Annotated in this window: 20 protein-coding genes; 11 read left to right on the plus strand and 9 right to left on the minus strand. The window is 70.9% G+C overall.

Going from position 1 to position 21,061, the window contains the following annotated elements; genetic code table 11:
* The 5 genes from QR77_RS30200 to ffh all read left to right on the plus strand — a co-directional run.
* Window positions 1-1,023, plus strand: a 1,023-nt coding sequence (locus QR77_RS30200) for a hypothetical protein (RefSeq protein ID WP_040025166.1), incomplete at its 5' end; no start/stop codon positions are given.
* Window positions 1,024-1,299: 276 nt separating this feature from the next.
* Window positions 1,300-2,586, plus strand: a complete 1,287-nt coding sequence (locus tag QR77_RS30205) for an ammonium transporter (RefSeq protein WP_040025167.1) — start codon at window positions 1,300-1,302, stop codon at window positions 2,584-2,586.
* Window positions 2,583-2,921 carry a P-II family nitrogen regulator gene (locus QR77_RS30210; RefSeq protein ID WP_040025169.1) on the plus strand — a complete coding sequence of 113 codons (339 nt, stop codon included), beginning with the start codon at window positions 2,583-2,585 and terminating at the stop codon, window positions 2,919-2,921. Before QR77_RS30205 ends, QR77_RS30210 begins: the two co-directional genes overlap by 4 nt.
* A 17-nt stretch (window positions 2,922-2,938) precedes the next feature.
* Entirely contained in the window at window positions 2,939-5,389 is a 2,451-nt protein-coding gene (locus QR77_RS30215; RefSeq protein WP_040025170.1) for a [protein-PII] uridylyltransferase, read from the plus strand.
* Between the two features lie 165 nt (window positions 5,390-5,554).
* A complete protein-coding gene (gene ffh, locus QR77_RS30220; protein ID WP_040025171.1) occupies window positions 5,555-7,093 on the plus strand; it encodes a signal recognition particle protein in 1,539 nt (512 codons plus the stop codon).
* Between the two features lie 252 nt (window positions 7,094-7,345).
* Here the strand turns inward: ffh and QR77_RS30225 are convergent, their stop codons facing one another.
* From QR77_RS30225 to QR77_RS30265, 9 genes are all read right to left on the minus strand, one after another.
* Complete coding sequence (locus QR77_RS30225) at window positions 7,346-8,512, minus strand: phosphopentomutase (RefSeq protein WP_052489156.1); 1,167 nt, start codon at window positions 8,510-8,512, stop codon at window positions 7,346-7,348.
* Entirely contained in the window at window positions 8,509-9,672 is a 1,164-nt protein-coding gene (locus QR77_RS30230) for an alanine racemase (RefSeq protein WP_040025172.1), read from the minus strand. The genes QR77_RS30225 and QR77_RS30230 overlap by 4 nt, the downstream gene beginning before the upstream one ends.
* Before the next feature lie 2 nt (window positions 9,673-9,674).
* Window positions 9,675-10,793 (minus strand): aminotransferase class V-fold PLP-dependent enzyme, encoded by a 1,119-nt coding sequence (locus QR77_RS30235; protein ID WP_040025173.1) that lies wholly within the window; start codon window positions 10,791-10,793, stop codon window positions 9,675-9,677.
* A gap of 1 nt (window position 10,794) precedes the next feature.
* A complete protein-coding gene (locus tag QR77_RS30240) occupies window positions 10,795-11,790 on the minus strand; it encodes a phosphotriesterase (RefSeq protein ID WP_052489157.1) in 996 nt (331 codons plus the stop codon).
* A 10-nt stretch (window positions 11,791-11,800) separates the two neighbouring features.
* A complete protein-coding gene (locus QR77_RS30245) occupies window positions 11,801-13,153 on the minus strand; it encodes a YhfT family protein (RefSeq protein WP_040025174.1) in 1,353 nt (450 codons plus the stop codon).
* Between the two features lie 38 nt (window positions 13,154-13,191).
* Complete coding sequence (locus QR77_RS30250; RefSeq protein WP_040025176.1) at window positions 13,192-13,548, minus strand: DUF2620 domain-containing protein; 357 nt, start codon at window positions 13,546-13,548, stop codon at window positions 13,192-13,194.
* Window positions 13,549-13,599: 51 nt separating this feature from the next.
* Window positions 13,600-13,968, minus strand: coding sequence for a PRD domain-containing protein (locus tag QR77_RS30255; protein WP_040025178.1), 369 nt, complete (start codon window positions 13,966-13,968; stop codon window positions 13,600-13,602).
* An 87-nt stretch (window positions 13,969-14,055) separates the two neighbouring features.
* Window positions 14,056-14,994 (minus strand): GntR family transcriptional regulator YhfZ, encoded by a 939-nt coding sequence (gene yhfZ, locus QR77_RS30260; protein ID WP_040025180.1) that lies wholly within the window; start codon window positions 14,992-14,994, stop codon window positions 14,056-14,058.
* Between the two features lie 193 nt (window positions 14,995-15,187).
* Entirely contained in the window at window positions 15,188-16,081 is an 894-nt protein-coding gene (locus tag QR77_RS30265; protein ID WP_040025181.1) for a methyltransferase, read from the minus strand.
* A gap of 222 nt (window positions 16,082-16,303) precedes the next feature.
* On the opposite strand from QR77_RS30265, the gene proS reads away from it, so the two are divergent.
* The 6 genes from proS to trmD all read left to right on the plus strand — a co-directional run bounded on the left by proS (window position 16,304) and on the right by trmD (window position 20,953).
* The gene (proS, locus tag QR77_RS30270) at window positions 16,304-17,716 is read left to right on the plus strand and encodes a proline--tRNA ligase (RefSeq protein ID WP_040025182.1); all 1,413 of its coding nucleotides are present in this window, start codon (window positions 16,304-16,306) and stop codon (window positions 17,714-17,716) included.
* A gap of 253 nt (window positions 17,717-17,969) precedes the next feature.
* Complete coding sequence (locus QR77_RS30275; protein WP_040025183.1) at window positions 17,970-18,563, plus strand: hypothetical protein; 594 nt, start codon at window positions 17,970-17,972, stop codon at window positions 18,561-18,563.
* 210 nt (window positions 18,564-18,773) lie between these two features.
* On the plus strand, window positions 18,774-19,220 hold the full coding sequence (rpsP, locus tag QR77_RS30280; RefSeq protein ID WP_040025185.1) for a 30S ribosomal protein S16: 447 nt from the start codon (window positions 18,774-18,776) through the stop codon (window positions 19,218-19,220).
* A 2-nt stretch (window positions 19,221-19,222) separates the two neighbouring features.
* Window positions 19,223-19,462 carry an RNA-binding protein gene (locus QR77_RS30285; protein ID WP_040025186.1) on the plus strand — a complete coding sequence of 80 codons (240 nt, stop codon included), beginning with the start codon at window positions 19,223-19,225 and terminating at the stop codon, window positions 19,460-19,462.
* A 109-nt stretch (window positions 19,463-19,571) separates the two neighbouring features.
* Entirely contained in the window at window positions 19,572-20,132 is a 561-nt protein-coding gene (rimM, locus tag QR77_RS30290) for a ribosome maturation factor RimM (RefSeq protein ID WP_040025187.1), read from the plus strand.
* Entirely contained in the window at window positions 20,132-20,953 is an 822-nt protein-coding gene (trmD, locus tag QR77_RS30295; RefSeq protein ID WP_040025188.1) for a tRNA (guanosine(37)-N1)-methyltransferase TrmD, read from the plus strand. Before rimM ends, trmD begins: the two co-directional genes overlap by 1 nt.
* The last annotated feature ends 108 nt before the right edge of the window (window positions 20,954-21,061 follow it).

Genomic DNA, 21,061 nt, shown 5'->3' on the forward strand with positions numbered 1-21,061 from the left:
CGCTGGCTGGTGCCCGCCCCGGCGGCGGAGCCCGTACCGCAGGGGTCCCTGGTGTCGAGCCGCCCGTCCCGGCTCTCCCGCCCCGAGCTGGACCTGCTGGAGTCGACCACCGCGATGTTCCGCCACTGGGACGCCCAGTGCGGCGGCGGGCTGCGCCGCAAGGCGGTCGTCGGACAGCTGCACGAGGTCACCGACCTGCTCCAGGAGCCGCAGCCCGAGGCCACGGCGCGGCGGCTGTTCGGATGCGCGGCCGAGCTGGCCGAGCTGGCCGGCTGGATGAGTTACGACGTCGGGCTCCAGCCCAACGCCCAGAAGTACTTCGTCCTCGCCCTGCACGCGGCCAAGGAGGCGGGCGACAAGCCGCTCGGCTCGTACATCCTGTCCTCGATGAGCCGGCAGATGATCCACCTCGGCAGGCCCGACGACGCGCTGGAGCTGATCCACCTCGCGCAGTACGGCAGCAGGGACTGCGCGACCGCGCGTACCCAGGCGATGCTGTATGCGATGGAGGCGCGCGCCTACGCCAATATGGGGCAGCCGAGCAAGTGCAAGCGCGCCGTCAGAATGGCCGAGGACACCTTCTCCGACGCCGGCGAGGACGGCGAGCCCGAGCCCGACTGGATCCGCTTCTTCTCCGAGGCGGAACTGAACGGCGAGAACGCCCATTCCTACCGCGACCTCGCCTATGTCGCCGGCCGCAGCCCCACCTACGCCTCCCTCGCCGAACCGGTCATGCGGCGCGCCGTCGAGCTGTTCCGGAACGACGAGGAGCACCAGCGGTCGTACGCGCTGAACCTCGTCGGCATGGCCACCGTCCACCTCATCAAGCGAGAGCCCGAGCAGTCCACCGTGCTGGCCCAGGAAGCACTGGACGTGGCACAGAAGGTCAGGTCGGAGCGGGTCAACACGCGGCTGCGCAAGACCGTCGACACAGCGGCCAGGGACTTCGGTGACATCGCCGAGGTCGCCTGGCTCACGGAACTGCTCACCACCCAGCTTCCGGAGTCCGCGGAAGCCGTCTGAGCCCCGGCCGTGGTGCTCACCCCGTACAGCCCGATGCGGCTCCCCCGCGCCAGGTCCGGGGGGTGAGTGCCACGGCCGGTTTCCGATCCTCGCCGAGCGGGCCGGTCACGATCCGCTCGTTCATCGTTACGTAACACGCGGGACGTCTTCGTCACTGCCCTGAAACATTGATCGGCACTGGCCGAAACGGCGCTGCGCGAATCTCATCGGCACAGTCGGCCCAGACCCCCCTGAGCATCCGCACGGGCCGTTCCGACTTCCGAGGGGACGCTGGCCTTGAATGGCGCAGATACCGCATTCGTATTGATCAGTGCCGCGCTCGTCATGCTGATGACGCCCGGCCTGGCATTCTTCTACGGCGGCATGGTCCGGGTGAAGAGCGCCCTCAACATGCTCATGATGTCCATGATCTCGCTCGGTGTCGTGAGTGTGCTCTGGGTGCTCTACGGGTACTCACTGGCATTCGGCGACGACATCGGTGGCGGAGTGCTCGGCAACTTCGACCACATCGGCCTCAAGGGCATCACGGCAGACACGCTGACCGGCGGCAAGACCGGAATTCCGGTCTTCGCCTTCGCCCTGTTCCAGCTCATGTTCGCCGTCCTCACCCCGGCACTGATGAGCGGCGCACTCGCCGACCGCGTGAAATTCAGCGCGTGGACCCTGTTCATCGCGCTCTGGGTCACCGTGGTGTACTTCCCGATCGCGCACTGGGTCTGGTCGCCCGGCGGCTGGCTCTTCAAGCTCGGCGTGATCGACTTCGCCGGTGGTACCGCCGTGCATATCAACGCCGGTATCGGCGGACTCGCGGCTGTCCTGGTGGTCGGTAAACGCATCGGATTCAAGAAGGACCCGATGCGTCCGCACAGCCTGCCGCTCGTCGTCCTCGGCGCCGGACTGCTCTGGTTCGGCTGGTTCGGCTTCAACGCCGGCTCCGCCCTCGCCGCCAACGGCACCGCCGCGCTCATGGCCTTCAACACCCAGATCGCCACCGCGGCCGCGATGATCGGCTGGCTCGCCTACGAGCGCATCAGGCACGGCGCCTTCACCACGCTGGGCGGCGCCTCCGGCGCGGTCGCCGGCCTGGTCGCCATCACCCCGTCCGGTGCCAACGTCAACCCCTTCGGCGCGCTCCTCATCGGTGTCGTCGCCGGTGTCGTCTGCTCCTGGGCCGTCAGCCTCAAGTACAAGCTCGGCTACGACGACTCGCTCGACGTCGTCGGCGTCCACCTCGTCGGCGGTGTCATCGGCACCCTGCTCGTCGGCGTCCTCGCCATCGACGGCGTCGGCGGGATGAGCCAGCTCGGCAAGCAGGCGGTCGGAGCGTTCTCCGTCATGGGCTACTCCTTCGTCGTCTCCCTGATCCTCGCCCTCATCGTCAAGAAGACGATCGGCTTCCGCGCCTCCGAGGACGACGAGACCAGCGGCGTCGACATGGCGTACCACGCGGAATCCGCGTACGACTTCAGCGCCCTCGGGGGCTCGCCGTCGGGACGTAGTAGCGTCGCCGCCGGCCAGGACGGGACCATCGCCTCGGCGACGACCAAGAAGGTGGACGCATGAAGCTCATTACCGCAGTCGTGAAGCCACACAGGCTGGACGAGATCAAGGAGGCCCTCCAGGCCTTCGGGATCCAGGGGCTCACGGTCACGGAGGCCAGCGGGTACGGCCGGCAGCGCGGCCACACCGAGGTCTACCGGGGTGCGGAGTACACCGTCGACCTCGTACCGAAGATCCGTATCGAGGTACTGGTCGAGGACGGCGACGCCGATGAACTCATCGACGTCGTGGTGAAAGCCGCCCGAACCGGGAAGATCGGTGACGGCAAGGTATGGAGCGTGCCGGTCGAGACGGCGGTCCGGGTACGGACCGGCGAACGCGGCCCGGACGCACTCTGAGAGACGGGAACCACCGGGTGACAAGCCTCGAAGAGACCACCGGACAGGCAGACCCGGGACCCAGCGGCTATGCGGCGGCCCGGCTGCGTCTTCTCCAGGAGAGGACGCGGTCCGGGCCGCCGCGGCGCGCCGCGCTCGCCGCCCTGACCGACCGCTGGCTGAACGCGCTGTTCACCACCGCCGCCAGGGAGACGGGGGTGAGCGGCGCCGCGCTCGTCGCCGTCGGCGGCTACGGACGCGGCGAGCTGTCCCCGCGCAGCGACCTCGACCTGGTCCTCCTGCACGACGGCAAGTCCGGCGCCCCGGCGGTCGCCGCGCTGGCCGACCGCGTCTGGTACCCCGTATGGGACCTCGGACTGGCCCTCGACCACTCCGTCCGGACGCCCGCCGAGGCCCGCAAGGCGGCCGGCGAAGACCTCAAGGTGCAGCTCGGGCTCCTCGACGCCCGCCATGTGGCCGGCGACCTCGGCCTGCTCACCGGGGTACGTACGGCGGTCCTCGCCGACTGGCGCAACTCCGCCGCCAAACGCCTGCCCGAACTCGACGAACTCTGCCGCGAGCGGGCAGAGCGCCAGGGCGAACTGCAATTCCTCCTCGAACCCGACCTCAAGGAGGCGCGCGGCGGCCTGCGCGACGCCACCGCCCTGCGCGCCGTCGCCGCCTCCTGGCTCGCCGACGCACCCCGCGAAGGACTCACCGAGGCCCGCCGCCGCCTCCTCGACACCCGCGACGCCCTGCACCTGACCACCGGACGTGCCACCGACCGGCTCGCCCTCCAGGAGCAGGACCCGGTCGCCGCCGAACTCGGCCTCCTCGACGCCGACGTCCTGCTGCGCCAGGTGTACGAGGCCGCGCGCACCGTCTCGTACGCCTCCGACGTCACCTGGCGCGAGGTCAACCGCGTGCTGCGCTCCCGCGCCGCGCGCCCCCGGCTCCGCTCCATGCTCGGCGGCGCCAAGCCCGCCCCGGAACGCAGCCCGCTCGCCGAAGGCGTCGTGGAACAGGACGGCGAGGTCGTCCTCGCCCGCGCGGCGCGCGCCGACCGCGACCCCGTGCTGACCCTGCGCGCTGCCGCCGCGGCGGCCCAGGCCGGGCTGCCGATCTCGCTGTACGCCGTACGGCGCCTGGCCGCCGCCTCGAAGCCGCTGCCCGTGCCGTGGCCCCCCGAGGCGCGCGAAGAACTCGTCACCCTGCTCGGCGCCGGCGCGTCGACCGTACCCGTCTGGGAAGCCCTCGAAGCCGAAGGCCTGATCACCCGGCTCATCCCCGACTGGGAACGCGTACGCTGCCGCCCCCAGCGCAACCCCGTCCACACCTGGACCGTCGACCGCCATCTCGTCGAGACCGCCGTCCAGGCCTCCTCGCTCACCCGCCACGTCGGCCGCCCCGACCTGCTCCTCGTCTGCGCCCTGCTGCACGACATCGGCAAGGGCTGGCCCGGCGACCACTCGGTGGCAGGCGAGGTCATCGCGCGCGACGTCGCCGCGCGGATCGGCTTCGACCGGACCGACATGAACGTCATCGCGACCGTCGTACGCCACCACCTGCTCCTCGTCGAGACGGCGACCCGCCGCGACCTGGACGACCCGGCGACCGTGGACGCCGTGGCCTCCCGCGTCGGCTCCCTCGCGACCCTGGAACTCCTGCACGCCCTCACCGAGGCCGACGCCCTGGCCACCGGCCCCGCCGCCTGGTCCTCCTGGCGCGCCTCCCTGGTCGACGACCTGGTCTCCCGCGTCGCCGCCGTCCTCACCGGCGAAGCCGGCAACGAACCGGAACCGGCGGCCCCGAGCGCCGAACAGGAACGCCTCGCCGTCGAGGCCCTGCGCACCGGCGGCCCCGTCCTCGCCCTGCACACCCAGACCGAGCCGGCGGCGGACGACGCCGAACCGGAACCCGTCGGCGTGGAACTCCTCATCGCCCTGCCCGACCAGCCGGGCGTCCTGCCCGCCGCCGCCGGAGTCCTCGCCCTGCACCGGCTCACCGTCCGCGCCGCCGACCTGCGCGCCGTCGAACTCCCCACCCAACTCGGCACGGCCTCCGACGTCCTCCTGCTGAGCTGGCGCGTCGCCGCCGCGTACGGCTCCCTCCCGCAGGCCGCCCGGCTGCGCGCCGACCTCGTACGCGCCCTCGACGGTTCGCTCGACATCCCGTCCAGGCTCGCCGAACGCGAAGCGGCGTACCCCCGCCGCCGGGGCGTGAAAGCCCCGCCACCCCGGGTGACCGTGGCGCCGACCGCCTCCCGGCACGCGACCGTCATCGAGGTACGCGCCCAGGACGCGCCGGGGCTGCTGCACCGGATCGGGCACGCGCTGGAGACGGCGCGCGTACGGGTGCGCAGCGCGCACGTCTCGACCCTGGGCGCGAACGCCGTCGACGCGTTCTACGTCACCTCCGAACACGGCAAACCGCTGTCCACCGAGGCCGCGGGAGAGCTGGCGCGGGCCGTCGAGGCCGCGCTGGGCTGAGCACGGGCCGCCCCGGACGTACGCGGAAACGCGTCACCCGTACAGCCGTGTCACCCGCAGGGCAGACCTCACCGCGCCCGGCCGGATACCCTGGGAGGCGGCCTGCCCCTCCCCGCGTGGGACAGTCCCCTCGCCCGCCCCCGTCCTTAAGGATCCGCGACCACCGTGTTCGACACTCTCTCCGACCGCCTCGCAGCCACTTTCAAGAGCCTCCGGGGCAAAGGGCGCCTCAGCCCGGAGGACATCGACGCCACCGCTCGCGAGATCCGTATCGCCCTGCTCGAAGCCGACGTCGCCCTGCCCGTCGTCCGGGCCTTCATCGCCAAGGTCAAGGAGCGCGCCGCAGGCGCCGAGGTCTCCCAGGCGCTGAACCCCGCCCAGCAGGTCATCAAGATCGTCAACGAGGAACTCGTCACCATCCTCGGCGGCGAGACCAGGCGGCTGCGCTTCGCCAAGCAGCCGCCGACCGTGATCATGCTCGCGGGCCTCCAGGGCTCGGGCAAGACGACCCTCGCCGGAAAGCTCGGCCTCTGGCTCAAGGGCCAGGGCCACTCCCCGCTGCTCGTCGCGTGCGACCTCCAGCGCCCCAACGCCGTCACCCAGCTCTCCGTCGTCGCCGAGCGCGCGGGCGTCGCGGTGTACGCCCCCGAGCCGGGCAACGGCGTCGGCGACCCGGTCAAGGTCGCCAGGGACTCCGTCAAGTACGCCAAGGACAAGGTCCACGACATCGTCGTCGTCGACACCGCGGGCCGCCTCGGCATCGACCAGGAACTGATGCGGCAGGCCTCGGACATCCGGGACGCCGTCAGCCCCGACGAGATCCTCTTCGTCGTCGACGCGATGACGGGCCAGGACGCGGTCAACACCGCCGAAGCCTTCCGCGACGGCGTCGGCTTCGACGGCGTCGTCCTCTCCAAGCTCGACGGCGACGCCCGCGGTGGCGCCGCGCTCTCCATCGCGCACGTCACCGGCAAGCAGATCATGTTCGCCTCCAACGGCGAGAAGCTGGACGAGTTCGACGCGTTCCACCCGGACCGGATGGCGTCCCGCATCCTCGACATGGGTGACCTCCTCAGCCTGATCGAGAAGGCCGAGCAGACCTTCAGCCAGGCCGAGGCCGAGAAGATGGCCTCCAAGCTGACGGGCAGCAAGGGCGGCAAGGACTTCACGCTCGACGACTTCCTGGCGCAGATGGAACAGGTCAGGAAGATGGGCAGCATCTCCAAGCTGCTCGGGATGCTGCCCGGCATGGGCCAGATGAAGGACCAGATCGCCAACCTCGACGAGCGGGACGTGGACCGTACCGCCGCGATCATCAAGTCGATGACGCCGGGGGAGCGGCACGAGCCGACCATCATCAACGGGTCGCGCCGGGCGCGTATCGCCAAGGGGTCCGGTGTCGAGGTCAGCGCAGTGAAGAACCTGGTGGAGCGGTTCTTCGAGGCGCGCAAGATGATGTCCAAGATGGCGCAGGGCGGCGGGATGCCGGGCATGCCGGGGATGCCGGGCATGGGCGGCGGTCCGGGCCGTCAGAAGAAGCAGGTCAAGCAGGCCAAGGGCAAGCGCAAGAGCGGTAACCCGATGAAGCGCAAGGCGGAGGAGCAGGCGGCTCTGGCGCGGCGCGAAGAGGGGGCGGCCGGTGGGGTCGAGGAGCAGGCCAAGAACTTCGAGCTGCCGGACGAGTTCAAGAAGTTCATGAGTTGACGGTGCGCCTCCCGGCTGGGGGCCGTGGGATGCGGTCGGTTCGTGGTTGCGGCGGGTTGTTCGGTGCCGGGCGCCGGGGCCTCCGGAGGCACATGTCCGGACGTGTGATTTACGGCGTCGTCACCGCGGACGTGTTGCCTGGGGCGGTCGTGCGCCACAAATCTCACGTTAGCGTCCGGACACGTACCTCCTGCGACCCCGTCACCCTCCGTCGCCCGTCGCTGCCCGCAACACCGCGACCGGGGAGCAGGCTCAGTCGAGCCTCAGGCCCAGGGTCTCCGCCGCCATCGCTCCTACCGTTGCCAGTGTCGTGGCGTCGGGTAGGGGGTGGAATCCCTGGTTGCCCTGGCTGAGCATCAGGACGGGGACGAATTCCCTTGTGTGGTAGGCGTGGCCGATGGTGGGGTCGTTGCCGTGGTCGGCTGTGACGATCAGGTGGTCGCCGGTCTTCAGCAGGGGGATCAGGGCCGCCAGGCCTTCGTCTGTTTCTTCCAGGACGCGGCCGTATCGGTCGGTGTCCTGTTGGTGGCCCGCCAGGTCTGTTTCCTGGATGTTGGTGATCACCAGGCCGGGGCCCGGGGTTCGGGTGGCTTCCAGGGTGTGGGCCAGGACCTCTGTTGTCGCGACCGCTGGGCGGCGTACGGCGTCGTCGCTGGTCAGGATGTCGGCTGCTTTGCCGACCAGTGTGACGGGGATGCCCGCGCCCGCTGCCAGCGCGGGGAGTTGGCGGGTGTGGTCGATGTCCGCGCCCAGGTGCTGCACCTGGAGGCCGCCGTTGCGGTAGAAGCCGCTGCCGGGGGTGTCCAGGCCCACCGTGCCCTCGTCGCCGGCGCGTACGTAGGTGGGGAGCGGGCCGTCCGCGTGGCCGCCCACCGCGATGACGCGGGCGACCGGCGCGACCGTTCGTACCGTACGGGCGATCTCCAGGATGCGGTCGAAGGGCAGGTCGTCCAGGCTGCCGGACGCGTTCCAGTTGATGCCCGGGTCGGCCTCCAGGTTGTCGTGGACCAGGACGGCGCCGTCGACGACGAGCAGCGGGCGGTCGTCGAGGAGTTCGACCTTGTGGCCCCCGGACAGCAGTGCTGCGGTCACTTCCGGGAGGTGCTGGGCCAGGCGGGCCACGGTGACCCGGGTGAAGTCCGCGCCCATCATGGTCTGGTGGCCCGCGAACGTGTCCGCCCCCGGGTAGCCGAGCGCGGCCCGGCCGGCCGAGACGGGCAGCGCCGTGGAGGTGGCGAGGCTTGTGTGCGGGTGGACCACGCCGAGGCCCAGCGCGCCGAGGGCGGGCAGCCGGAGGGGGCGGTGGTCCAGGACGTGGCCGCAGGTGTCGGCGGTGAGGTCGCCGGGGCGCAGCGTTCCCGCGTCGGGCATCGCGCCGATCCCGAAGCCGTCGATGACGACGATGACGGTCTTGCTCATGGTGCTCCTTGCAGGGCCCGGCCCTGCGCGTCGTACAGGCCGGTCAGCCGGGGTGCCCCGGTGGAGAGGCCCGAGACGACGGCGACGGTCGAGCGGGTGACGAAGATCTGCGTACGGAAGGCGAGTACGGCGGTGTCGCCGGCGCGGACGGCCGCCCTGGCGGGGGCGTCCAGGAGCCGGTAGTAGTCGATGTTCTCGGCGGGCGCGCTCTGGACGGGCAGGCGTGCGCCCGTGCGCGGGAGGAGGGCGGTGCGGATGTCGCCCCGGGCGTAGAAGCCGCCGCCGTACAGGGCGGGTCTACCGTCGGCGAGGGTGTGGGCGACCTCGGTGACGTAGACGTAGGCGGGCTGTTCGGGCTGGCGGGGGTCGGCCGCGTGGAGCGGGGTCGTGCCGGTGAGGGAGTGGCCGGGTTCGCCATGGGTCGCGCCCAGGCGGGCGAGCAGCGGCAGGGTCGCCACCGAGGTCGCGCTGGGGGCGCTGAGGGAAAGGCCGTGGTGGCCGCGTGCGGCGAGGGATCTCCTTGCCCTGAGGGCGAGTTCGAAGTTCGCCGTGGGGGCGGGGAGACTGGTCACCGGGTCGCACAGCACGCAGGGGAAGGCCGTGACGCCCGCGATGCGGATGCCGGGGAGCCGTTCGGCGGCGGCGGCGAAGGTGTCGATCGCTTCGAGGGGCACACCGCCCTCCTGGCCGGGGTAGGCGGTTCCCTCGACCCGTACGAAGACGTCCTGGACGAAGCCGAGCGCTTCGGCTGCTTCCGAGACCGCGCGGGCGTTGGCGAGGTCGAACACCGTCACGGCCTCGGGGCGCCAGGCGAGCATCTCGGGCAGGGCACGGCGCGGGATCTGTACGAGGTGGCCGAGGTTGCCGGGGCGTGCGCCGGTGGAGTGCAGGAGGCGCGCCTCGTACGGGTCGATCGCGGCGAAGCGCGGGATGTGCCGGGCGACCGCGCGGATCAACTCGGGGTTCCGGCCGAGCTGTTTGACCACGAACCACAGATTCAGACCGAGCCGTTCCGCCTCGGCGGCGAGCAGCGCCGCGTTGGCCTCGACGGCGTCGGCGTCCATGACGTACGTGTCGGGCGGGATGGTGCCGTCGTGATGCAGCGCGGTCGCGAAGTCGACGAGTGGCGCGTTGCGGGTGAGGACGGTGTCCAGGAACACGGTCAGCCCTTCAGGTCGTGCAGCGAACGGCGGAGGATCTCGATCACGAGGTCGGCTCCGGCGCGCATCGGGTTGATCCGTACGGTCCAGTCGGCGAGTTCGGGGGCGTCGTCGAGGGACGAGCTGGACATCCGGTAGACGAGCGGGGCGATCTCGAAGCGTGAGTTGGAGCCCACGGGGTACGGCGCGGCGCCGTACTTCGCCGCGACCGCGGGCAGTTCGCGGGCGAGCGGGCGGTCCAGGCGTACGAGCAGACAGCGGTCCTGCGCGTTGGCGACGCGCACCTCGGCGACACCGGGGACCTCGCCGGCCGCGAGGCGTTCCGCCAACTCGGCGCCGACCTGGGACTGGAGTGCCCACATGACGGGGACGTGGGTGAGCGCGCGCAGGGCGTCGAGCGCCTGGTGGCCCTGGACCTGGCCGCCGCCCGAGTAGTTGTCGGCGCGGATGCGCCCGATCAGGTCGCCGGCGCCGACGACGGCGCCCACGCCTTCGGGGCCGTGCAGCTTGAAGAGGGAGAAGCAGGAGGCGTCGGCGCCGAGTTCGACGCCGGAGGCGGGTACGCGCATGACCGCGTAGTTGTCGTCGACGACCGTGCGGACCCCGGCGGCGCGGCAGGCGGCGATGACCTCGCCCGGGTCGTACGAGTCGGCGAGCCGCTGCCTGCTGTGCTGGACGTACGCCCAGGTGAACCGGCCGGAGGCCAGGGCCTGTCGGAGCGCGTCCAGGTCGTTGAGGTCGACCTCGGCGGTGGCGGCTCCGAGGCCGCGCAGGGTCACGGCGGTGGTGCGGTAGACCGGGGCCCGGTGGATCAGCAGCGGATCGCCGTGGTCCAGGGCGGCGGCGAGGGCGGCGCGGATCGCTCCCGTACCGGCGCCCTGGACGAGCGCCGCGTCCTCGGCGCCGAAGTAGTCGGCGAGGACCGCCTCGACGCGCGCGGTGGTACGGGGCCGGCCGAGGCCGGGTACGACGCCAGCGTCGGCCTCGAAGAGCTGCGCGCCCTCGAAGTGCGCGGCGGTCGCTTCGAGCAGCCGGAACTGCTGCCGTACGGCGTCGTCGAGCGCGACCGTCGCCAGCGGGAAGGTCCGGGGGAGTGCGGGGGGTGCGGGAGGTGCGGACATCTCAGATCTCCTCGGGCGCGGTGCCCGTGTCGGTGCCGGCGCCCGTATCCGGGTCGGTGCCGGTCAGGAAGCGCAGTGGGTTGCGGCGGGTCATCAGGTCGATCAGGTCCTCGTCCACACCGGCGGCGCGGGCCTGCGGCAGGAAGGTCCGGAACAGGTGCCCGTACCCCTGGCCGCCCTCCGACTCCAGGTAGCCGTGGCGCGAGATGTCGCAGCTCAGCAGCACACGGTCGGCGTGCCCCGCCTCCAGCAGCGCGAGCAGCAGCCGCAGCCGGACCTCGTCCCGCTGGTAGTTCTCCTTGCCGACGGTGTCGAAGGCGACGTACGCGCCGCTCGCCGCGATGTCGCGGTGGGTGGCCGGGTCGTTCAGGAGGTCCTGGTGGCCGATCGAGATCCGGTGCGGTTCCAGCCCGGTGCCGGTGAGGAGGTCGAGCTGCGCGCGTCCGCCCCGGCCGAGCTGGGCGTGGGTGGCGACGGAGAGGCCGGTGGCGAGCGCGGCGTGCGCCGCGGCGAGGAGCACCCGGCGCTCGGGCTCGGTCGGTTCCTCGCCGTGGCTGCCGATCTCGCCGATGACGCCGGGCCGTACGCCGGTGGAGCCGATCCCGTCGTTGATCTCCCTGACCAGGGTGGCGGTGAGTTCCTCGATGTGCGCGGTCCCGATCTCCCTCGGGTGGAACGGCTCGTAGTACCAGCCGGTCGCCGCGACCACGGCGACACCGGACTCCTCGGCGATCCTGGCCAGGGCGCGCGGGTCGCGCCCCATGCCCCGGCAGGTCAGCTCGATGACCAGACCGAGCCCGAACTCCCCACGCAGGGCGGCCAGTTCGGCCGTCACGGCCGGGAGGTGGCCGGTGTCGAGGACGGCGGCGCGGTGGCCCGTCCGGTCGATGTCGAGGACGAGGTGCTCGTGGGCGAGGACAGGACCGCGTACGGAGGAGACCGGCAGCGGACCCGCGACGGTCCGGACGGCGTGCTGCTGCGTGGGGTGGTGCCGCATTGGTGCCCCTTTAGCTTTTGACCGGCGTGAAGAGGTCGAGCCAGTAGAGGATGTTGAGCAGGATGCCGCCGACGATCACGGCGGCGGGCGCTGCCGCCATCCTCACCACGGGCTTGCCCATCGCCTCGTTGAGGAGGTACAGCCCGCCGACGACAAGGATGCCCAGGCCGCCTCCCATGACATTGGCCGCCAGCAGCGAGCCGAAGAGGATCGCCAGCGACAGCGTCTCGGTGATCGCTCCGCGCAGGTGCTCGGAGGAATCACGCACGCTGGGCAGCTTGCCCAGGACCTTGCCGATCCACGACAGGGCCAGCACTTCGAGTCCGAGGACGACGGCACCGACGACGGCCGCGAGGTACGGGTTCGGCATCAGATAGCCGAGGGGGTAGACGAACGTGAAGCCGGCGACCCCGTAGGCCCCCGAGGCCAGCGCGGTCGTCGCGATCAGCGGGATGAAGCCGAAGACACGGTAGAAGTCGACCTGGGCCGCCTCACTGAAGTGCCCCTTGGCTATCAGGAAGCTGGTCGCCTCGCCGCCGGCGAATATGTGTGTCTGGGCGAGCACACAGACCCCGGCCCCGAGCAGCATGAACAGCGGCAGGTGGCGGCGCAGCCGCTGGGCGCTGGAGCTGAACAGGGACGCCATCGGGTCGTCCTCGGCCTCCAGCGCCGGATCGGGCGGACCGGCCTCGGCCTCCAGGGCGCGGTCGGCCCGGCGCTGCACGAGGTCCTTGCGCACCGCGAAGAAGATGAGCATCAGCACACCGGCCGCCATGGCGAAGGAACCGGCGAAGACGCTCGGCCAGAGCTTCGCCGTCATGATCACGAAGGCGAACTCGACCACGGCGGCTATCCCGCCGCGCAGCCGCCCGAACTGCCGGGTGATGGCGAGCACGGGGAAGAGCGCGAAGAGGTAGAGGATCGGCGTCGACATCTGCTGCATCGCGGTCAGGAAGTCGACGGGCAGATCGTGCGCGGCCGTGTTCGCCCCGCCGAGACCGAAGACGACCAGCGCGCCCCAGGCCCCGCCGAGCAGCGGCGCCAGCCACTTCTTGGGCGCGAGGATGCCCAGCACGTCGGTCGGCAGGAAGAGCAGCCAGGGGTTGAGGACGCCGGTGGAGAGCGCGAGCGGCGCGCCGAGGCCGAAGATGAAGCCGGCGGAGAGTCCGAAGGCGACCGCGGCGGTGGCCGGGCGGTTGGAGTTCCCCCGGACGAAGTCGAGCATGAAGGGACGGGTGCCGTCGTTGAAGACGGCCAGTGCGCTGTGCGAGACGTACGCGGTAAGCGCGCACAGCACGATGACTATCGCTTGCTGCGCGGCTGAGAACTCCAGGCCGGTGCTCGCTGCTAGGACGGTGCTCACGGACTTGCTCCTCTGTGCCCTGTCAGGTCTTCGGCGGGTCAGCCGTGTGCCGCGATGGCACGGGCGATGACGGGGGCGACGGCGTCGATCTGGTCGGTGGCGAAGCCAAAGACCTTCTTGCCGTCCGCCAGCAGTGCGGTGACCTCGTCCTCGGTGGGGACGGAGCGGCCGAAGGTGTGGCACAGGGGCTTGCCCATCAGCCCGACGAGGAGGCCCAGGGAGGCGCCGGCGCCGGTGTGGCAGGTGCCGAGGTAGTAGTCGGCCTGGCCGGTGCGGAGCTTGGTCGCTCCCTCCATGTCGTTGGAGAGCGTGATCTCCACGCCGTCGAGGCCGAGGTCGGAGACGATGCCGGCGACCTCGGACTTGCCGAGGCCCCCGGTGAGGATCTTCGTCATGGCTGTTTCCTTCGGGTGGTGGGGTTCGGAGGTGCTGTTCAGGTGTTCCGTTCAGATGTGCTGGGCGAGAACGGCGAGGTGCAGGGAGAGGAAGTTGATCTCGGATTCGGGCAGTGTGGCGCCGAGCACCTGTGCGGAACGTGCGGAGATGGCGCGGGCCCGCTCCACCGCCTCGGGGTGGTCGGCGAGTTCGGCGACCACGGCGTCGTCCGTAGGGAACTGCTCGATCGGCTCGCCGTCGACGAGCCGGGTGAGCGCCATCATGAGATGGCTGGTGAACATCCCCGCCGTGTCCTCGGTGATGGTGTGCCCCTCGGCGGCCAGGGCGTCCAGCTCGTCCGTCACGAAGGCGGCGACCTCCGGTCGGACCTGGCCGCTCTCGCGGAACAGTGTGATGCGAAGGGTGAGCTGATCGTCCATGATGCTCCTTCCTCCTGATACGACAGAAACCAGGATGTTGTATTTTCAGCTCGTGGCTCTCGTCCGTGGACGGGGAGCCGGGCCGGGTCAGTACGAGGGGGCGCGCTCACCGCGCAGCACCTCGGTCTGGAGGGTGGTGATCAGCGTCAGGTCGAGCGAGTCGCGTACGGCGCCGAGCGCCTTCGCCCCCTCGGTCCTGCCGATGATCGCGGCACTGGAGTTGCGCAGCGCGAGGCCCCGGGTGACCTCGTCACCGAGCGGCAGCACGTCGACGTCCGAGCCGAGCCGGCCCTGCGCCTCGTCGAGGTTCCATACGGTGGCGTCGGCCAGGTCGTGGTCGAACAGCTCGCGGAGCTGCATGTAGGAGGCCTCGACCCAGGTGATGTCGGAACGCCCGGCGAAGACCCGCTCGGCGAGCATCCGCTGGTCCTCGGAGGCGTGGTCGACGACCACCCGCAGGCCGGGGGAGTCCACCACAGCGCCGTGGCGCAGCAGCAGCCCGTGCGCGCCGACGTAGGTGGCGGGGCCGAGGTCGGCCACCAGCTCCACCGGGTACTCCTCGATCAGCCGGTCGGCTGCGAAGCGCGAGAGCACCACCAGGTCGACCTTGCCCTCGACGAGTGCGGTGGTCCTGGCGCCGGCGCCGCGCATGAAGGTGATCGCGAAAGGCGCGCCCGCCTCCTCGAAGGCGGCGCGCAGCCCGGTGGCGAGCCCTTCGTAACGACGGGAGTACGGGAGCGGCATCGCCGCGAGCAGGGTGCCGAGCCCGGACAGCCGCCAGAGCACCGAACGGTCGGAGCGTACGAGGAACGTGCCGAGATGGCCGCGCGCGGTCGTCTCGATGGCCTCGGCGTTCTCCAGCAGCCGCAGCGCGGCCTGGACCGTGCCGTTCCCGACGCCCAGCTCCTCGGCGAAGTCCCGCACGCGGGGCAGCCGGGTGTCCGGCTCGTGGTTCAGCATGAGAACCGCGAGCTGCCGGGCCGCGAGGCCGTTGCGGGTGAGGAAACGCTCGTCAAAGCCAGTCACGCAGGAGACAGTAACCAGGATTCTGGATACTGACAAGACCCTTGTGCCCGCTGTTCCGCTCCCTGCCCGGAAACGGAACAGCCGGATGTGTCGGTGCGAGTCCCGGGGGCTTGGGCGCCGGAGGGTCGGGGCGCCCGGCGCGTCAGGCGGGCGTGATGATCAGGAGGTCGCGGGGATCAGGGGGTCGCGGGGATCAGGGGGTCGTCGCGATCAGGTACCGGAAGATGTTCGGCATCCAGACCGTGCCGTCACGCCGCACATGGTCGTGCAGCGCCTCGCCGATCTCCTTCTCCACCTGCCGCCGGTCCGTCACCCGTACCGCCCCGTCGAACACCCCGGTCGACAGCAGCCCCCGGACCGCGCTCTCCGTGTCCGCGTAACCGAAGGGGCAGGCCACCCGCCCTGAGCCGTCCGGCTTCAGGCCGGCCCGCGCCGCCACATCCTCCAGGTCGTCACGGTGCGCGGGGCGCCAGCCCCCTTTGCGCAGCCGGTCGGTGAGCCGGCCAGCGACCCGCAGCACGGCGGCCGTGGCGCAGCGCTCCGGCGGCCCCCAGGCGGCGATCACCACCGGCGTGCCCCGCTTCGCCATCGGTATGGCCGCGTCCAACTCGGGCTCCAGCCCCTTGCCGTCGCCCTCGGCGCCGCCGATCGGCTGGAAGGCGGTGATCACGTCGTACGCGCGCTCCCCCCGCCCGGCCGCCTGCGTCAGACGGTCCGCCGGAAGCAGTGTGCCGGTGGGGGGCTTCTGCGCCTGCGCCGGCGTGCGGTCGCGTTCGCCGTCGGCACGCAGCCGCTCGCGGGCCAGCGCGAGCCGGTGCTCGTCCGAGTCGACGCCGGTGACCTGCGCGCCCCGGGAAGCGGCGATCAGCAGGGCGAGGCCCGAACCACAGCCGAGGCCGAGCAACTTGGTCCCGTCGCGGACCTCCAGACGCTCGTACACCGCTTCGTAGAGCGGTACCAGCATCCGTTCCTGGATCTCGGCCCAGTCGCGGGCCCTCGCATCCGTCCCCGCGGCGACCGCGGGGTCCGCCGGGTCCTGGAGTGCGTTCGCTTGGTGCTGGTGCTGCTGGACGAGCGTACGTGCCATGGATAGCGCCCCAATCCGCCGAGAGGTCGGTACTGCCCTGCTGGGCAGCCCCCCGTTCCGTGCGCGCCTGCATCCCCCGTATGCCAGGGAACTCCCCATCTGTGCCCGCGTCCAGTGGGCGCAGGGCAAAGCGTCTGTGAACCCCGCGTGCGCCCCGGCGGTGCGCTCCGGCGCACTGGGCCGGTTCTCATACCCCCCTGCGGTCGCCGTACGATGCCCGCCATGGCAAAGGCACCCGTTCTCACACCGCAGGCGGAGGATTTCCCCCGCTGGTACCAGGATCTGATCAACAAAGCGGAACTGGCCGACAACGGCCCGGTGCGCGGAACGATGGTGATTAGGCCATACGGGTACGCGCTGTGGGAGCGGATGCAGGCGGGCATGGACGCCAGGATCAAGGCGACCGGCACGCAGAACGCCTACTTCCCCCTTCTCATCCCCCAGTCCTACCTGACCAAGGAAGCCGATCACGTCGAGGGCTTCGCGCCCGAACTCGCCGTCGTCACACACGGCGGCGGCAAGGAACTGGAGGAGCCGGTCGTCGTCCGCCCCACCTCCGAGACGATCGTCAACGAGTACTTCTCCAAGTGGGTGCAGAGCTACCGCGACCTGCCGCTCCTCATCAACCAGTGGGCGAACGTGGTCCGCTGGGAGATGCGCCCCCGGGTCTTCCTGCGCACCACCGAATTCCTCTGGCAGGAGGGCCACACCGCGCACGCCACCTTCGAGGACGCGCGCGACTTCGCCGCCCGTATCCACCGTGACGTCTACGGCGAGTTCATGGAGAACGTCCTCGCGATGGACTTCGTCCCCGGCCGCAAGACGGCCAGGGAGCGGTTCGCCGGCGCGATCAACACCCTCACCCTCGAAGGGATGATGGGCGACGGCAAGGCCCTCCAGCTCGGCACCAGCCATGAACTCGGCCAGAACTTCGCCAGGGCCTTCGACATCCAGTACGTGTCCAAGGACAGCGTGCAGGAGTACGTCTGGCAGACCTCCTGGGGCTTCACCACCCGCATGATCGGCGCGCTCGTGATGATGCACGGCGACGACAGCGGACTGCGCGTACCGCCGCGCCTCGCCGCCGTCCAGGCCGTCGTCCTCGCCATCAAGGGCGACGACGCCGTGATCGCCAAGGTCCGCGAGACGGGCGAGCGGCTGCGGGCCGCCGGCATCCGCGTCCAGGTCGACGACCGTACCGACGTCCCCTTCGGACGGCGCGCCGTCGACTGGGAGCTGAAGGGCGTACCCGTACGGATCGAGATCGGGCCGCGCGACCTGGAGAACGGTACGGCGATGCTCGCCCGCCGGATCCGCGGCGGCAAGGAGCCCGTCCCGCTCGACGCGGTCGCCGGGATGCTGCCCGCGCTCCTCGAAGAGGACCAGGCGCTGCTGCTCACGCAGTCGAGGGAGCGCAGGGAATCGCGTACGGCCGACGTCCGTACGATCGAGGAGGCCGTCGAGGCCGCCGCCACCGGCTGGGCGCGCATCCCCTGGGCGAAGCTCGGCCCCGAGGGCGAAGCGGCCCTCGCCGAGCAGGGCGTGTCCGTACGGTGCCTGGTCGCCGAGGACGGGTCGGTGCCCGAATCGGACGACGCCCCGGGTACTGTCGCGGTCGTGGCCCGCGCCTACTGAGTGCTTCCGGCGCGCCCCCTCCGGACCCCAGGCCCGCTGCTCAGCGGCCCGCGAGGGGGCGCGTACGTAGATCACCTACGCGTCGGAGCGTAGAAGTCACTACGTACCACCTTGGTACGAGCTGTGAGAGTTATCCACAGATCAGCGCACCCGCCCTCGTCCGGACGCATCAATGGCAACTGACGGGTACGTGCAAATTATTTGGGATGCCCCGGAATGGAACCCGGGAGCATTCCGGCTCGTTGTTCACGACGTGAGCACGACACCACCTGTTCTCGCCGCAGAGCTGGCGCAGGCGTGGGCCGATATTCAGAGGTCCCACCCCGAGCTGCCGGATCTTGCCGCGCCAGAGTCCCTGATCGGAGAGTCCTCGTCCGCATGCGGCGCGGAGCTCTCCTTCGAACGACTGCTTCACGAAGCGGTCCACGGCATCGCCGCAGCCAGAGGTGTCCGAGACACCTCACGGGCGGGCCGATACCACAACCGCAGATTCCTCGCGATCTCGGAGGAGATGGGCCTCGACCATCCCGAGGAGCCACATCCGAGCAGCGGTTTCTCCCTGGTCTCGCTCAGCCCCGAGGCCAAGCGGCGGTACCGCCCGACCATCGAGCGGCTCCAGCGCGCCCTCAAGGCGCATACGGTCGCGACCGCCGCCGACACCAAGCAGAGCTTCCGGGGTCCTGCCGCCAGACACGGCTCCTCGGGCGGCGGCGTACGGGTCAAGGCCGTCTGCGACTGCGGCCGCAACGTGCGGGTCGTCCCCTCGGTCCTCGCCCAGGCGCCGATCGTCTGTGGCGGCTGCGGAAAGCCGTTCCGCATCCCGGAAGTGGTCGCCGCTGCTAGCTGAGCCCGAGCTGCCCCTCCCCCACCCCGGGAGGTGGCAGCGACCGGGTCGGGGCAGGCCGCCGTTGTGTGGCACAATGCCTAGCTGTACTCGACAGTCGCACAGGACCCCTCTCTCCTCCGGCTGACGCGTCCATCGGGCGGATCGGGTACCGCAACCCCACGCGGCATCCCGCTGTGCTCAACCACGTCAAGACCAGGAGACACCACACCAGTGGCAGTCAAGATCAAGCTGAAGCGTCTGGGCAAGATCCGTTCGCCTCACTACCGCATCATCGTCGCCGACTCCAGGGTCCGCCGCGACGGCCGCGCCATCGAGGAGATCGGTCTGTACCACCCGGTGCAGAACCCTTCGCGTATCGAGGTCGACTCGGACCGCGCGCGTTACTGGCTGTCCGTCGGCGCCCAGCCGACCGAGCCGGTTCTCGCGATCCTCAAGCTCACCGGTGACTGGCAGGCGCACAAGGGCCTTCCGGCCCCCGCGCCCCTGCTGATGCCGGAGCCGAAGGCCGACAAGCGCGCCCTCTTCGAGGCCGCAGCCAAGGACGCCGGCGACGAGCCCAAGGGTGAGGCCATCACCCAGAAGGCGAAGAAGGCCGAGAAGAAGGCGGACGAAGCCGGGACAGACGCCCCGGCCGCCGCCGAGCCGACCGAGGCCTGAGCATGCTCGAGGAGGCTCTCGAGCACCTCGTGAAGGGCATCGTCGACAACCCCGGCGACGTGCAGGTCGCCTCGCGCGACCTGCGCCGTGGGCGCGTGCTGGAGGTCAGGGTGCACCCCGACGACCTCGGCAAGGTGATCGGCCGCAACGGCCGCACCGCGCGTGCGCTGCGTACCGTCGTGGGCGCCATCGGCGGCCGGGGCATCCGCGTCGACCTCGTCGACGTGGACCAGGTTCGCTGACTGATTTGTTGTACCGGCGCGGGCCGGGGCAGGCCTTACGGTCGCCCCGGCCCGTGCCGTTTTCGCTGCCGCGAAGGGGAGAGCAAGCACAGGTGGGAGAGCAAACACAGTGCAGTTGGTAGTCGCGCGCATTGGTCGCGCCCATGGGATCAAGGGCGAGGTCACCGTCGAGGTGCGTACGGACGAGCCCGAGCAGCGGCTCCCGCCCGGCGCCGTACTCGCCACGGAACCGGCCTCCGCCGGACCGCTGACGATCGAGACCGGCCGGGTGCACAGCGGAAGGCTGCTGCTGCGCTTCGCGGGCGTACATGACCGCTCGGGCGCCGAGGCGCTGCGCAACATCCTCCTCATCGCCGAGGTCGACCCGGAGGAACTGCCCGAGGACCCGGAGGAGTTCTACGACCATCAGCTCATGGACCTGGACGTGGTCCTCGCCGACGGCACGGAGATCGGCCGGATCACCGAGATCACCCACCTGCCCTCGCAGGACCTGTTCATCGTGGAGCGTCCCGACGGCAGCGAGGTGATGATCCCGTTCGTGGAGGAGATCGTCACCGAGATCGACCTGGAGGAGCAGAAGGCCGTCATCGACCCGCCGCCCGGGCTCCTGGACGAAGCCTCGGCCGAGGTGGCGGTCCCCGACAGGGCCTCAGACGGGGACGGCGCCTGATGCGGATCGACGTCGTCACGATCTTCCCCGAGTACCTGGAACCGCTGAACGTCTCGCTGGTCGGCAAGGCACGCGCCCGCGGCAGGCTCGACGTACACGTGCACGACCTCAGGGAGTGGACGTACGACCGGCACAACACGGTCGACGACACCCCCTACGGCGGCGGCCCCGGCATGGTCATGAAGACCGACGCCTGGGGCGAAGCGCTCGACGAGACCCTCGCGGACGGGTACGAGTACGGGGCGCACCACCCCGTCCTGGTCGTTCCCACGCCGAGCGGGCGGCCCTTCACCCAGGAACTCGCCGTCGAGCTCTCCGAGCGGCCCTGGCTGATCTTCGCCCCGGCCCGTTACGAGGGCATCGACGGCCGGGTCGTCGACGAGTACGCGACCAGGATGCCGGTCCACGAGGTGTCCATCGGCGACTACGTGCTGGCCGGCGGCGAGGCGGCCGTACTGGTCATCACCGAGGCCGTGGCCCGGCTGCTGCCCGGCGTCCTCGGCAACGCCGAGTCGCACAGGGACGACTCGTTCGCCCCCGGCGCGATGGCCGACCTGTTGGAGGGGCCCGTCTACACCAAGCCGCCACAGTGGCGCGGACGGGACATCCCGGACATCCTACTCAGCGGCCACCACGGCAGGATCGCGCGCTGGCGGCGTGACGAGGCGCTCCGCAGGACCGCGGCCAACCGCCCCGACCTGATTGAACGTTGCGACGCCGCCGTGTTCGACAAGAAGGACCGCGAGACGCTCTCGATCATGGGCTGGGCCCCCGAGCCCGGCGGCCGATTTTGGCGCAGGCCGACGACCATGGAAGAATGAGCCGTTGCCTTACGCCCGGTGCGCGCCCCTGCCACAGGGGGAACGACGCTCACCCGGCGCGAACGGCACACCCCGTACTCTCCTCACGACATTCCGTTGATGACCTGT

It is taken from the genome of Streptomyces sp. 150FB (genome assembly GCF_000818195.1).
Taxonomy (GTDB): Bacteria; Actinomycetota; Actinomycetes; order Streptomycetales; family Streptomycetaceae; genus Streptomyces.